At 69.3% G+C, this 12,511-nt stretch carries 11 protein-coding genes; 2 read left to right on the top strand and 9 right to left on the bottom strand.

Features of this window, described 5'->3' with window-relative positions:
* Positions 1 to 151: 151 nt before the first annotated feature.
* Both GA0070561_RS19280 and GA0070561_RS19275 read right to left on the bottom strand, forming a co-directional pair.
* Positions 152 to 688 carry a phospholipase gene (locus tag GA0070561_RS19280; RefSeq protein ID WP_091402688.1) on the bottom strand — a complete coding sequence of 179 codons (537 nt, stop codon included), beginning with the start codon at positions 686 to 688 and terminating at the stop codon, positions 152 to 154.
* Positions 689 to 868: 180 nt separating this feature from the next.
* Positions 869 to 2,530: a glycoside hydrolase family 10-like protein gene (locus GA0070561_RS19275; protein WP_091402686.1), complete on the bottom strand. Its 1,662-nt coding sequence runs from the start codon at positions 2,528 to 2,530 to the stop codon at positions 869 to 871.
* A gap of 202 nt (positions 2,531 to 2,732) precedes the next feature.
* On the opposite strand from GA0070561_RS19275, the gene GA0070561_RS19270 reads away from it, so the two are divergent.
* On the top strand, positions 2,733 to 4,229 hold the full coding sequence (locus tag GA0070561_RS19270) for an amino acid permease (RefSeq protein ID WP_091402685.1): 1,497 nt from the start codon (positions 2,733 to 2,735) through the stop codon (positions 4,227 to 4,229).
* A 49-nt stretch (positions 4,230 to 4,278) separates the two neighbouring features.
* Here GA0070561_RS19270 and GA0070561_RS19265 read toward each other — a convergent pair whose 3' ends face one another.
* The 5 genes from GA0070561_RS19265 to arfA form a co-directional block, all read right to left on the bottom strand.
* On the bottom strand, positions 4,279 to 5,307 hold the full coding sequence (locus tag GA0070561_RS19265) for a glycoside hydrolase family 43 protein (RefSeq protein ID WP_091402683.1): 1,029 nt from the start codon (positions 5,305 to 5,307) through the stop codon (positions 4,279 to 4,281).
* Positions 5,304 to 6,164 (bottom strand): carbohydrate ABC transporter permease, encoded by an 861-nt coding sequence (locus tag GA0070561_RS19260; RefSeq protein WP_181539287.1) that lies wholly within the window; start codon positions 6,162 to 6,164, stop codon positions 5,304 to 5,306. Before GA0070561_RS19260 ends, GA0070561_RS19265 begins: the two co-directional genes overlap by 4 nt.
* Positions 6,165 to 6,174: 10 nt before the next feature.
* Complete coding sequence (locus GA0070561_RS19255) at positions 6,175 to 7,140, bottom strand: carbohydrate ABC transporter permease (RefSeq protein ID WP_091402681.1); 966 nt, start codon at positions 7,138 to 7,140, stop codon at positions 6,175 to 6,177.
* A gap of 6 nt (positions 7,141 to 7,146) precedes the next feature.
* Positions 7,147 to 8,478, bottom strand: coding sequence for an ABC transporter substrate-binding protein (locus GA0070561_RS19250; RefSeq protein WP_091402679.1), 1,332 nt, complete (start codon positions 8,476 to 8,478; stop codon positions 7,147 to 7,149).
* 61 nt (positions 8,479 to 8,539) lie between these two features.
* Entirely contained in the window at positions 8,540 to 10,054 is a 1,515-nt protein-coding gene (gene arfA, locus GA0070561_RS19245) for an arabinosylfuranosidase ArfA (protein WP_091402677.1), read from the bottom strand.
* A 147-nt stretch (positions 10,055 to 10,201) separates the two neighbouring features.
* Between arfA and GA0070561_RS19240 the strand changes: the two genes are divergently transcribed.
* Positions 10,202 to 11,209, top strand: coding sequence for a LacI family DNA-binding transcriptional regulator (locus tag GA0070561_RS19240; RefSeq protein ID WP_091402674.1), 1,008 nt, complete (start codon positions 10,202 to 10,204; stop codon positions 11,207 to 11,209).
* Between the two features lie 19 nt (positions 11,210 to 11,228).
* Here GA0070561_RS19240 and GA0070561_RS19235 read toward each other — a convergent pair whose 3' ends face one another.
* The gene (locus GA0070561_RS19235) at positions 11,229 to 11,954 is read right to left on the bottom strand and encodes a methyltransferase domain-containing protein (RefSeq protein ID WP_091402671.1); all 726 of its coding nucleotides are present in this window, start codon (positions 11,952 to 11,954) and stop codon (positions 11,229 to 11,231) included.
* Positions 11,955 to 12,164: 210 nt separating this feature from the next.
* The gene (locus GA0070561_RS19230) at positions 12,165 to 12,473 is read right to left on the bottom strand and encodes a hypothetical protein (protein WP_091402668.1); all 309 of its coding nucleotides are present in this window, start codon (positions 12,471 to 12,473) and stop codon (positions 12,165 to 12,167) included.
* Between the last annotated feature and the right edge of the window lie 38 nt (positions 12,474 to 12,511).

Below are 12,511 nucleotides of genomic sequence, written 5' to 3'. Positions count from 1 at the left end.
GCCTAACCCCACCCACCCCTCCCACCGTCACCCCCACCCTTGTTGATCAAGAGGTTTGCGTCAGGAAACGCGCTCCCGATGACCGAAACCTCTTGATCAACGTGGGCGGTGGGGGGTGGGACAGGGTGGGGGTGGGGTTAGTGGGGTGGGGTTAGCGGGTTGCGGCCTTTGCTTCGGCTTCGGCCTTCATTCGGGCGGCGCGGTCGATGTCGGCCTGCTGGACTGCCGCTACCGAACCGAAGATGCTGACCGCCTGGTAGTAGGTCCAGGCCAGGCTGTAGCAGGCCGGTCGGACGACCGAGTTGTACGTGGTGCAGACGCGCTTCAGGTCCTCGTAGAAGGCGCTGTCGAGGCGGGACTTGTTGGCGGAGAACTGGCCGACCGCCTTGTAGTTGCGGTAGCCGAAGTCGTGCCGGTAGCAGCCCAGGTTGAAGGTGAAGCCGAGCGGGTTGTCCGGGCTGGACGAGCAGTAGTCGGTGGACCAGTTGAAGTTGTACTCGGCCCAGGGTGCCCGGTTGACCCGGGCGCTGTTCCACGAGTTGTAGCTGGACGCGCTGGTCTGGGTCCAGCTGGACAGCACGGAGAGCCGTTGGGCGGGAGTGACGGCGGCGGCGGGAGAGGCGATGGCGAGGGTGGCGAGCAGCGCTAACGCGCCCGAGGCGATCAGGGTGGCGAGACGTCGGGGCACGGGTTACCTCCGCGGGGGGTGAGCGGGTGGAACGGAAGTTACCGGCGGGTTACCGGATGTCGATGAGTGTCGATCAGCTGATCAACTAGGCGGTATGCGCGTCGCCAACTATTGGTGACATACGTTGAAACAGACGAATGCCCCGGACGCGCGAGGCGTCCGGGGCATCCAGAGAGGCGGTCAGCGCAGGACGAATGCCGGCGGGCTGGCGGGGCTCTCGTTCGCCGACCGGTCCAGGGCGGTCAGCTGGTAGGTGTAGCGCCGACCGGGCTCGGCCGAGGTGTCCACCCAGGACTGGGTGTTGCCGGGCGTGGCCCGGACGGTGTCGACCAGGTGCGCGGCGTCGGCCGTGGCGCACCGGCCGGGCAGCGTGGTGCCGTCGAACCGGTAGATCGCGTACGAGGTGACGGTGCCGAGCGGGCCGACGCCGTCGGCGGGCTGGCGCCAGGTGAGCCGGACACCGTCCGCCTGCCGGGTCGCCTTGCTGACCACCGGGAAGAGCAGCGGCCGGGCCGGCAGGTGGGGCATGGCCGGCACCAGCGCCGGGCGGGAGTAGTGCTCGGCCGCGTAGATGTCGGTGGCGCCGAGGCGGTTGGCCCGCACCTGCACCGCGGAGAAGTGCACGTTGCCCTGCACCTCCGGGTACGACCGGTTGAGCGTCAGGTGGTCGGACAGCTCACGCGGGTTCTGCCAGTACGGCCCGTACGCCGGATCGCCGCTCTTGTAGTCGGCCTGGCCGATGTAGAGCTGCACGCGGGTGCCGCGCACCGTCTCGGCCCACCACGGCACGAGCCGCGCGTAGTCGGCGGCCGGGTACTGGCCGATGTACCAGTAGAGCTGCGGCACCACGTAGTCGATCCACTCCTGCTTGATCCACTTGCGGGTGTCGGCGGAGATGATGTCGTACGACTGGCTGCCGGTGGTGTCCGAACCGAGCGGGTCGACGGTCTTGTTGCGCCAGATGCCGAACGGGCTGACGCCGAACTTCACCCACGGCTTGGCCGACTTGATCTTGCCGTTCATCTCCTGGATCAGCAGGTTGATGTTGTCCCGCCGCCAGTCGGCCCGGTCGGTGAAGCCCCGGTTGTGGGCCGCGAAGGTCGCGTCGTCCGGCACCTGATAGGTGCCGCTGGGGTAGGGGTAGAAGTAGTCGTCGAAGTGGACACCGTCGATGTCGTACCGCTTGACGGCGTCCATCATGGCGGTCTGGACGAACTCGCGGACCTCGGGGATCCCGGGGTTGTAGTAGAGCCGGCTGCCGGCGACGCCGGCCGGTGGGTAGGCGAAGGTCCAGTCGGGGTGCTGCTGCGCCGGGTGGCCGGGGGCGAGTTGGGCGAGGTCGGCGCCGGCGCCGCCGGGGGCGGGCATGGAGACGCGGTACGGGTTGAACCAGGCGTGGAACTCCAGGTTCCGCTTGTGCGACTCGTCAACCAGGAAGGCCAGTGGGTCCCAGCCCGGGTCCTGGCCGCGTACCCCGGTCAGGTATTCCGACCAGGGCTCGTACGGCGAGGGCCAGAGCGCGTCGGCGGTGGGCCGGACCTGCACCACGACGGCGTTGTGGTGCAGGCGCCCGGCCAGGTCGAGCAGCTCGCGGTACTCGGCCTGCTGGGCCGCGATCCGGTCCGGGTTGGTCTGGGACGCCTTGCTGGGCCAGTCGATGTTGACCACGGACGAGATCCACATGGCCCGGAACTGCCGTTTCGGGGTGGCCGGGTCGGTGGCGCAGGTGGCGGTGCTGGTGGTGTCGGCCGCGCTGGGCGCGGCGCTCGCGGGGGTGGCGCTGACGAACGTGCCGAGCAGGGCTGCGACCAGCCCGGCGACTCCGAGTCGGGTGGCTTTCATGCGGTCTGTCCCTTCGTTGGGGCTCCCGGATGTTTCGCGCGGTGCGCGGCAAGATTCGCCGTCGATGTCCGCCTTACTGGTAGGAAATTTTCACAATCTCGCCACCGCCGCAAGAGTTCGTGGTTGACCAATCGCGCCGGTGGGTAGCAACGGCGGTCACCGGCCGCCACGGAGGTGGTCGCACGGTGGGAGGGGTGACCGGGTGTCCGTGCTGCGCACAAAACCAATCAAGGACGTGATAGCCCAGGGTGAGGCGGACGGCAGCGACGGCCAGTTGGGGCTGAAGAGGCGGCTCGGCGCCATCGACCTCACCGGCTTCGGCATCGGCATCGTGATCGGCACCGGCATCTTCACGCTCACCGGGATCGAGGCCCGGGACAGCGCCGGGCCGGGCGTGGTGATCTCCTTCGCCATCGCCGGCGTGGTGGCCCTGCTCGCCGCCCTCTGTTACGCCGAGCTGGCCTCCAGCGTGCCGACCGCAGGCAGCGCCTACACCTACGCGTACGCCACGATGGGCGAGATCGTCGCCTGGATCATCGGCTGGGACCTGCTGCTGGAGTTCGCGCTCGGCGCCGCCGTGGTGGCCCGAGGCTGGTCCGGCTACCTCGCCGAACTGCTCGACCTGCCGACCCGCTGGTTCGGTGAGGAGGGCAGCACTGTCAACGTGGGCGCCATCGCCATCGTGCTGATCCTCGGCATCGTGGCGATCGTCGGCATCCGGGAATCCGCCCGGATCACCAACCTGCTGGTGCTGGTCAAGGTGGCGATCTGCGTCTTCGTGGTGGTGGCCGGGCTGTTCTTCGTCAAGGCCGCCAACCTCACCCCGTTCATCCCGCCGGCCGAGCCCGCCGGGAGCGGCGACGACGGCATCAAGCAGCCGGTCACGCAGGCGCTCTTCGGGCTGGAGCCGTCGGTCTTCGGCTTCGTCGGGGTGCTCAGCGCCGCCGCCGTGGTCTTCTTCGCGTACACCGGCTTCGAGGCCGTGGCCAACCTGGGCGAGGAGACGAGGAAGCCCAAGCGGGACCTCACCCTGGGTCTGCTCGGCACGCTGCTGATCTCCACAGTGCTCTACATCGGCGTCTCGCTGGTGGTGGTCGGGATGGTGCCGTACACCGAGATCGACCGGGGCGCCCCGATCGCGTCGGCCTTCGAGTCGGTCGGCGCGGGCTGGGCGGCCGTGCTGGTCTCCATCGCCGCTGTCGCGGGCCTGACCAGTGTCATCCTGGTCGACCTGGTGGCGATGGGCCGGATCGGCTTCGCCATCGCCCGGGACGGGTTGATCCCGCCCTCGATCGCGAAGGTGCACCCGCGCTGGGGCACCCCGTACCGGATCTCGGCGATCATGACGGTGGCGGTCGCGCTCCTGGCCGGCTTCCTGCCGCTGTCCGCGCTGGCCGACCTGGTCAGCATCGGCGCGCTCTGTGCGTTCGTCCTCGTGTCGGTGGCGGTGCCGATCCTGCGCCGCAAGCGGCCGGACCTGGAGCGGCCGTTCCGGGTGCCGTTCTCACCGGTGCTGCCGATCGTCTCGGCGTTGGCCTGCTTCTACCTGATGCTCAACCTCTCGGTGGAGACCTGGCTGCGGTTCCTGGCCTGGATGCTGCTCGGCGCGGTGATCTACTTCGGTTACGGCCACCGCCGCAACCGGCTGGCCCAGCACGAGCCGGCGGTTGCCCCGGCCCCTCGCGAGCCGACCGCCTGACCGAAGCGTGCGGGAGGACCCCAGCTTCGGGGCCCTCCCGCACGACAGCTCACGGGCGCGGCTGCGGCGTGGCCGTCGGACCCTTGACGACCGGCTTGCCGTCGACCCAGGTCACCTCGTCGAGCCACACCTGCCGACCCGGGTCGGTGCTGCCCTCCTGGCCCGGCGGCCAGGCGTGGTACAGCAGCCAGGTCCGCCCGTCCTTGACCACCATCGACGCGTGGCCGGGGCCCGAGGCGGCCTCGTTGCCCTTCAGGATCGGGTTCTCGACGGCCTTCACACACGGGCCGGTCGGGCTCTCGCAGACCGCGTAGCCCTCGGCGTACTCCGCCCGGTCGTACGCGTTGGCGGCGAAGAAGAGCAGCAGCCGACCGTCCTGACGGTGGAAGAACGGCCCCTCGATCAGGGTGCCCTCCCACGGCGCGGTCTGCTTCAGCAGCTTGGTCGGCTCGCCGATGAGGGTCAGGCCATCGTCGGCGAGGCGCTGCGACCAGAGCCAGGTGTCCACCCCGATCGCGTTGCCGTCGTTCTTCCACAGCAGCCACAGGCTGCCGTCGGTGTCCCGGTACGGGCTGGCGTCGATCGCCCCGCCCAGGTCGGCCTGGCAGATCAGCGGGCCGGCCGCGTCGTCGGAGTACGGCCCCTGCGGCGCGCTGGCCACCGCCCGCCCGACGCACTGCCGCCCCGACTCCCGGCCGGCGACCGTGTAGTAGAGCAGGAAGCGGTCTGGCGCGAGCTGGATCGCCTCAGGCGCCCAGGTCTTACCAGCGTCCGCCCAGTCCGGCAGCACCGGCAGGGCGTCCCCGGCCTCGGCCCAGTCGACCAGATCCGTCGAGGTGAGCACCGGGACGTTGCGGCCGCCGGAGTTGGTGTGGAACAGGTACCAGGTGTCGCCCACCTGGATCGCCTGCGGGTCTGGGGCGTCGGTCTTCACGACCGGGTTGGTGAACACGCTGGAGTCGCTCCCGCTGCTCGTGGTGGGGGTGGGTTCGGTGCCGTCGGAGCAGGCCGCAACGAGCAACGCGGCGGCGAGAACGATCGCCGCCGCGCCACGTCGCCGGGCGGTCGTACGCGTCATCCCTTCAAACCGCTGCGGGAGACACCCTGGATGATGTGCCGCTGAGCCAGCACGAAGAGGATCAGCACCGGCAGGCTGGCCAGCACCGCGCCCGCCATGATCACCGGGTAGTCGGTGACGTACGAGCCCTGGAGCAGGCCCAGGCCCGGCGGCAGGGTGAGCTGCTCCGGGCTGAACAGCACGAAGATCGGCCAGAGGAAGTCGTTCCAGTTGGTGAGGAACGACAGCACGGCCAGGGTGGCCAGCGCCGGCCTGGACAGCGGCAGCACCACCTTGTAGAAGATCTGCCACTGGTTGGCGCCGTCCAGCGTGGCTGCCTCCTCCAACTCGTTCGGCAGGGACAGGAAGAACTGCCGCAGGAAGAACACCCCGAACGCGCTGGCCGCGCCCGGCACCACGACCACGGCGAGGGTGTCGATCCAGTTGAGCTGGTCGACGATCAGGAAGTTCGGGATGATCAGCGAGGTCGGCGGGATGAACAGCGTCCCGACGATCAGTGCGAAGGTCACCCCGCGCCCCCGGAACTTCAGCCGGGCCAGGGAGTACGCGGCCATCGAGGCGGTCACCAGCACCAGCGCCGAGTGCAGCGTGGCGGCCAGCATGCTGTTGAGGAACCAGCGCAGTACCGGGTTCGCCGAGTTGTTGAGGATCTGCTCGTAGCCGTAACCGGCGAGCGGGTTCGGCAGCCAGCTCGGCGGGATCTGCTGGGCGGCGGTGTAGGTCTTCAGCGAGGTGATGACCATCCACAGCAGGGGGACCAGGAAGATCAGGGCCAGGGCGACCAGGGTGGCGTAGAGCCCGACCCGGCGCACCCCCGGTGTGGAGCCGTCGGTTGTCGGCGGCGTGGGCGTCGTCATGGCGGTCCCCTCAGTCTTCCTTGTAGCGGAAGAGGCGGAAGTTGGCGATGCTCACGACCGCCAGCAGCAGGGCGAACACGATGCTCATCGCGGCGGCGCGACCGGCGTTGTTGTTCCGCAGGCCCTCCTCGACGATGAACCACACCACAGTGCGGGTCTCCGTGCCGGGCGTCCCCTGGGTGATCAGGAATGACTGGCCGAACATGTTCGCCGAGGCGAGCACGGTCGTCGTGATCACGAAGAGCAGCACCGGCCGCAGCCCGGGCAGTGTGACGTTGCGGAACCGCTGCCACGCGTTCGCGCCGTCCATCCGGGCCGCCTCGTACAGCTCCGGCGAGATGTCCTGCAGGCCGGCCAGGTAGATCACCGCGTTGAAGCCGGACGTCCACCAGACGGTCACCCCGACCAGGGAGATCCACGCCCACGGCATGTTCGTCACCCAGGGGGTGTCCGACGGCAACCCGACCACGCCGAGGATCCGGTTGACCAGGCCCAGGTTGGCGTCGAGCAGGAACCGCCAGAGCAGGCCGATCACCGCGACACCCAGCACGTACGGCGCGAAGTAGATGGCCCGGAAAAACGTCCGGCCCGGGAAGGAGCGGTTGAGCAGCAGTGCCAACCCCAGCGGTACGACCACCAGCAGCGGCACCGACAGCACCGTGAAGATCGCGGTGGCCCGGACGCTCTGCCACCAGTCGCCGTAGACGGCGGAGTCGCTGGAGAAGAGCTGCTTGTAGTTGTCCAACCCGACGAACGGCCGGTTGGGCAGCTGGAAGTCCCACTGGTGCACGCTCAGCCAGACGCCGAGGACGATCGGCAGCAGGCCGAACACCCCGAACAGGACCAGGTAGGGAGCGAGGAACAGATATGGCGTCGCCCGTCTGGTCCGACCCGCCGAGGCGGACCGGCGGACTGCGTTGGCCGCCGGGGGCGGCGCGTCACCGCGCGCCGCCCCGACCTCGATCACGTCCGCCACGGGGTATCAGCTCCCGTACTTCTTGCGGTTGTCCTCGAGCTGCTTGTTGGCCTTCGCGACACCGTCGTCCAGCGCCTGCTTGGGCGACTTCTTGCCCAAGGCGGCCTCGTTGAAGGAGTTGTAGAAGGTGGTCATGACCTCGCCGAGACCCGGGGCCGCCGGCGGGAACGCCGCGTACTCCAGCTCGGGGGCGAGCGACGAGATCTCCGGCAGCGCCTTGAACTCGGCGCCCTCGCGGACGGCCTTACGGGCCGGGACCTGGCCGCCCTTCGCCCAGTCCAGCGAGTGCTCGCTGAGCCAGTTGATGAAGACCTTGGCGCCGGAGACCTTGTTGGCGTCGTTGGCCCGCTGCTTCACGATGGTGAAGTTGTGCGAGTTGGCCCAGGCCGCCGGCTTGCTGCCGATCTGGGGGAGCGGGGCGACGCCCCACTGCACGTCGGGGCTCTTCTTCAGATCGTTGATCTGCCAGATGCCGTTCCAGGTGAAGGCGTTCTTGCCGCTCTTGAACGACAGGTAGTCGGCGTCCTGACCGACGTTGGCCGGCGAGAAGCCCTGCTTGATCATGTCGACCAGCCAGGTGCACGCCTCGACCGCCGGGTCCGAGTTGAAGGTGGCCTTGGCCACGTCCGCGTCGAACAGGGTGGCGCCCCACTGGTTGAGCAGCGAGTAGAAGGTCATGCCGCCGGTGAACTGGAACGGGCTGACCCAGAAGCCCTGGATGCCGGCCTTCTTCAGCTCGGTCAGCGCGGCGACGTAGTCGTCCTTGGTCGTCGGCGGCTTGTTCGGGTCCAGGCCGGCCTTCTGCATGACGGTCTTGTTGTAGTAGAAGCCCAGCGGGTGCATGTCCAGCGGGATGCCGTACCGCTTGTTGTTGTAGAGCCCGCCCTTCCACACAGTGGGGGCGAAGTCGCCCTCGGCGAGTTCCAGATTCTTGGCGACATCGTCCAGCTCGGTAATCACGCCGCGGGCGGCGAAGGTGGCGAGCTGGTCCATGTGCATGACCGCGATGTCCGGGCCGTTGCCGCTGGAGGCCGCGCCGGGGAGCTTGTTGTAGTAGTCCTCCCACTGGTACGTGGCCACCGACACGGCGATGTTCTTGTGCTCGGTGTTGAACTGGTTCACCAGCGTCTTGAAGATTTCGCCGTCACCGCCGGTGAAGCCGTTCCACAGCTTCAGGTCCACCTTGGGGCCGGTGTACTCCTTGCCCCCGTTGCCGGCGGCCGGCCCGGAGGCGCTGTCATCGCCGCCGCCGCAACCCGCGAGGGTCAGCGAGGCCGCGGCGCCGAGTCCGAGACCGAGGCCGAGCAGGCGACGCCGACTCATGTCGTTCTGGATCATGCTTTATCTCTCCTTGAGGGGGAACGGAATGAATTGTGCCTGCTCAGAACCGGTGTGACACCTACGCGTTGGCCGGGCCGAAGCGGAGCACGCTCCAGGACACGGCGGGCAGGCGCACTGTGCACCGGCCGCCGTCGGGGGTGGGGGTGGGCAGGTCCCGAGGCGTCACCCGGTCGGGCTCGGCCTCGGTGTTCATCGCCGACGGGTCAGACCCGGCCACGATGCTCTGGAAGGACAGGCCGGACATGGCCGGCAGCCCGCGCAGATCGATCTCCAGCGGGAGATCGGTGGAGTCCCGGTTGACCGCGAACACGGTCAGCTCGCCGGTCTCCTCGTCGTGCACGGCGACGGTGTCGAGCACCGGCACGTCCCCGTACTTCTTCGTGTCGTAGCGCGGCGACACCGGGTCGGTGCGCAGCACGGTGCCCCGGGCGTACCGGGCGGTCAGCGCGAATGGGTGGAAGATGCTCTGCCGCCAGGCCGGGCCACCGTTGCGGGTACGGATCGGCGCGATCACGTTGGCCAGCTGGGCCTGCGCGGCCACCCCGACCCGGTCCGCGTGGCGCAGCAGGGTGATCAGCAGGTCACCGACGACCACCGCGTCGACAGCGGTGAAGTCGTCCTCGATCAGCGCCGGGGCCTCGACCCAGCCGCGCCGGTCCAGGTCGGCCTGGAGGCGGGACTCGTACCAGACGTTCCACTCGTCGAAGGAGATCTTCAGCTTGCGCTTGTGCCGCCGCTTGGCGGCCACGTGGTCGGCGGTCGCGACGACCTCGGTGATGAAGTTGTCCATGTCGACGGCCGAGGCCAGGATGCTGGCCTGGTCGCCGTCGGACGGGTCGTAGTAGGTGTGCGCCGAGATGTAGTCGACGTGCTCGTAGGTGTGCTCCAGCACCGTCGCCTCCCAGGAGGCGAAGGTGGGCATCCGCCGGTTGGAGCTGCCGCAGGCGATCAGGCTGATCGACGGGTCGATCATCTTCATCGCGCGGGCGGCCTCGGCGGCGACCCGGCCGTACTCGTCAGCGGTCTTGTGGCCGACCTGCCACGGGCCGTCCATCTCGTTGCCCAGGCACCACAGCCGCACCCCGTACGGGTCCTCGGCGCCGTGCTTGCGCCGCAGGTCGGAGAGCTCCGTGCCGCCCGGGTGGTTGGCGTACTCCAGCAGGTCCAGTGCCTCCTGGACCCCGCGTGTGCCGAGGTTGACCGCCATCATCGGCTCGACGCCGGCCTCTGCGGCCCAGGTCATGAACTCGTCCAGCCCGAACGCGTTGGTCTCGATCGTCTTCCAGGCCAGGTCGAGCCGGCGGGGCCGGTTGCCGACCGGGCCGACCCCGTCCTCCCAGCGGTAGCCGGAGACGAAGTTGCCACCCGGGTAGCGGACCACCGAAACGCCCAGCTCGCGGGTCAGGTCCAGCACGTCGCGGCGCAGGCCCCGGGAGTCGGCGCTGGGGTGGCCGGGCTCGTAGATGCCGCCGTAGACGCACCGCCCCATGTGCTCGACGAATGAGCCGAAGAGGCGTCGGTCGGCCGGGCCGATGGAGAAGGCCGGGTCGATCGTCAGCTGCGCGGTCCGCAAGGGGGTGCCACCTTTCCTCGTGCCGATGCACGGGTGAGCGCGGTCACTGTTCACCCGGTGTCCATCGTTTCTACAACGTTGTAGGCAACGTTGTAAAGGGGTGATGACGAGGTATGGTGCGCTGGGTTACATCGGGGAGGTTGGGGAGTGCGACACAGGCTCAAGGACGTGGCTGAACGGGCCGGGGTGTCGGTGAAGACCGTCTCCAACGTCGTCAACGGCTACGTGCACGTGCGGCCGGACACTCGTGCCCGAGTCGAAGAGGCGATCGCCGAGCTCAACTACCGGCCCAACCTCTCGGCCCGCCACCTGCGTAAGGGCCGCACCGGCGTGATCGCGTTGGCCGTTCCGGAACTGGACATCCCGTACTTCGCCGAGCTGGCCCGCTACGTGGTCACCGCCGCCGCCGCCTACGGCTGGACGGTACTGATCGACCAGACCGGCGGTCGGCGGGAGCAGGAACGGGTGGTCGCCTCCGGCATCACCGACCACCTGATCGACGGGCTCATCTTCAGCCCGTTGGCGCTCACGGCGGAGGACCTGGCCGGCCTGGACGGCACGCCCATGGTGCTGCTCGGCGAGCGGGTCGAACACGGCCCCGCCGATCGAGTGGTGATCGACAACGTGACCGCGGCCCGGGAGATCACCGCTCACCTGATCCAGCTCGGCCACCGCCGGATAGCGGCCATCGGCTCCCAGCGCACCGACGAGGGCGCCAGCGCCCGACTGCGCCTGGCGGGCTATACCGACGCGCTGCGCGCCGCCGGGCTCGACTACGACGAAACCCTGGTGGCGCCCGCGTCGGCCTGGCACCGCGCCGACGGTGCGGCCGCCATGCAGGGCCTGCTCACCTCCGGTGTACGCCCCGACGCAGTCTTCTGCTTCAACGACACCCTCGCCCTGGGCGCCCTCCGCGCCCTGCACGAGGCCGGTCTGCGGGTGCCCGAGGACGTGGCGGTGGTCGGCTTCGACGACATCGAGGACGGTCGGTTCTCCATCCCCACCCTGAGTACCGTCGCCCCGGACAAGGAGAGAATCGCCCAACTGGCGGTCGAACTCCTCGCCAACCGCCTGGACGGCGACCGCACCGCCCCGGCAAAGGAGATGTCCGCCCCCTACCGCCTGGAACTTCGCGAATCCACCCAGACCCCCTGACCCCCGAGACCGGGTGGGGTCAGTCGAAGAAGCGGGCCAGGTGGGACTGGGGTGCCGGGTCGGCGTCCGGTGGGAGGGGCGTCAGGTCGGCGAAGATCGAGGCGCCGTCGCAGCCCGCGTGCAGTGGATACCAGCGCGGCGTGCCCGGTGGCCGCAGCTGGCAGATCCCCTTGAACGTCTGCACGTCCATCAGCCGGACGTGGGTCGGGTCGGCGACCGCGTTCACATGCCCCCACCAGGGGCTCATCACGTGCAGCACCCCACCGGGGCGGAGCACCCGATGACACTCGTCGACCAGCGGCAGGAAGTCGATCAGGTGCTCCAGGATGTGCACCGCGAAGAGCACGTCCACCGAGTTGTCGGCGAGCGGCAGCGAGCCGGAGAGGTCCGCCACGGCATCCACGCCGGGCGCCGGGTAGATGTCCAGCCCCAGGTTGCTCGACCACTGCTTGGTCGGCCCACAACCGAGGTCCACCACCACCGGTGCCCGCCCGCCGATGCCGACCCGGCACCAGACGCCGTAGACACCGGCCAGCCGCCCCACCAGCTCCCGCACCAGCCGTAGCTGGGCGGGATCGGCCACGTCGCCGCTCAGATGGGCCACCCCCCGGTCGAACCGCACCTCGACCGCCAGGTCCCGCAACCGATCATCGTGGCGGACCTGGTCCGCCCACGCCTGCGCGAGGAAATCGTCGATCGCCCGCAGCCGGTCGGCCGAGGGCGGAGTCTGTGCCAAAGCGACCATTCGGGCCACCTCCCGCCGCGCGATACCCGCAATTGCGCCCGGTATGCCCCGCTCGTTCACCTGGTCGGCGTGGCCCGCGCAACCGCGCAGTGGGCGTGTCGCAGCCTGCCGGACAGGATCGCGTTGAGCGGCATACCTCTGAGGCATAAATATGACTCACAGGTATACCGCTCAACCGGGAGACCGGACCCAGGCTCGGCCCGCGCCCGGTCAGCCGGAGAGAGTGCGGCGGCCCCCGCGCATCCGCTGACGGGGCGGCGGGTCGGCGGGCTTCGGCCGCTTGAGGTGGTAGCGGTGCAGTTCGTTGTTGCCGGGCAGGGACGGGTCCTCGCTCATCGCGACCAACTCCCAGCCCTGGTCGCCGGCCCGGTTCAGGTGTGCCAGGGCGGTGTCGCCGTACGGCGTCACGTCGACCATCGAGCCGTCCGGCCCGTACCAGACGAAGACGACCTCCCAGCCGAGGTCGTTGGTCGCAGCCTGGCGGCGGCGGACCAGCAGGGCGTACTCCCACTTGAGCATGGAGTCATTCTCACCCCGCGCCGACCCGCGGGCACGGA

Source organism: Micromonospora saelicesensis (assembly GCF_900091575.1).
Classification (GTDB): Bacteria; Actinomycetota; Actinomycetes; order Mycobacteriales; family Micromonosporaceae; genus Micromonospora; species Micromonospora saelicesensis.
Note: the sequence above shows the minus strand (reverse complement) of the source record. Positions and strands in the feature narration are given on the sequence as shown.

Bases quoted from the DNA above. Each gene is read 5' to 3' on its own strand.
- GA0070561_RS19265 (WP_091402683.1), bottom strand. From the start codon at position 5,307: ATGACGCGTACGACCGCCCGGCGACGTGGCGCGGCGGCGATCGTTCTC.
- GA0070561_RS19250 (WP_091402679.1), bottom strand. From the start codon at position 8,478: ATGATCCAGAACGACATGAGTCGGCGTCGCCTGCTCGGCCTCGGTCTC.
- GA0070561_RS19275 (WP_091402686.1), bottom strand. From the start codon at position 2,530: ATGAAAGCCACCCGACTCGGAGTCGCCGGGCTGGTCGCAGCCCTGCTC.
- GA0070561_RS19230 (WP_091402668.1), bottom strand. From the start codon at position 12,473: ATGCTCAAGTGGGAGTACGCCCTGCTGGTCCGCCGCCGCCAGGCTGCG.
- GA0070561_RS19235 (WP_091402671.1), bottom strand. From the start codon at position 11,954: ATGGTCGCTTTGGCACAGACTCCGCCCTCGGCCGACCGGCTGCGGGCG.
- GA0070561_RS19260 (WP_181539287.1), bottom strand. From the start codon at position 6,164: ATGACGACGCCCACGCCGCCGACAACCGACGGCTCCACACCGGGGGTG.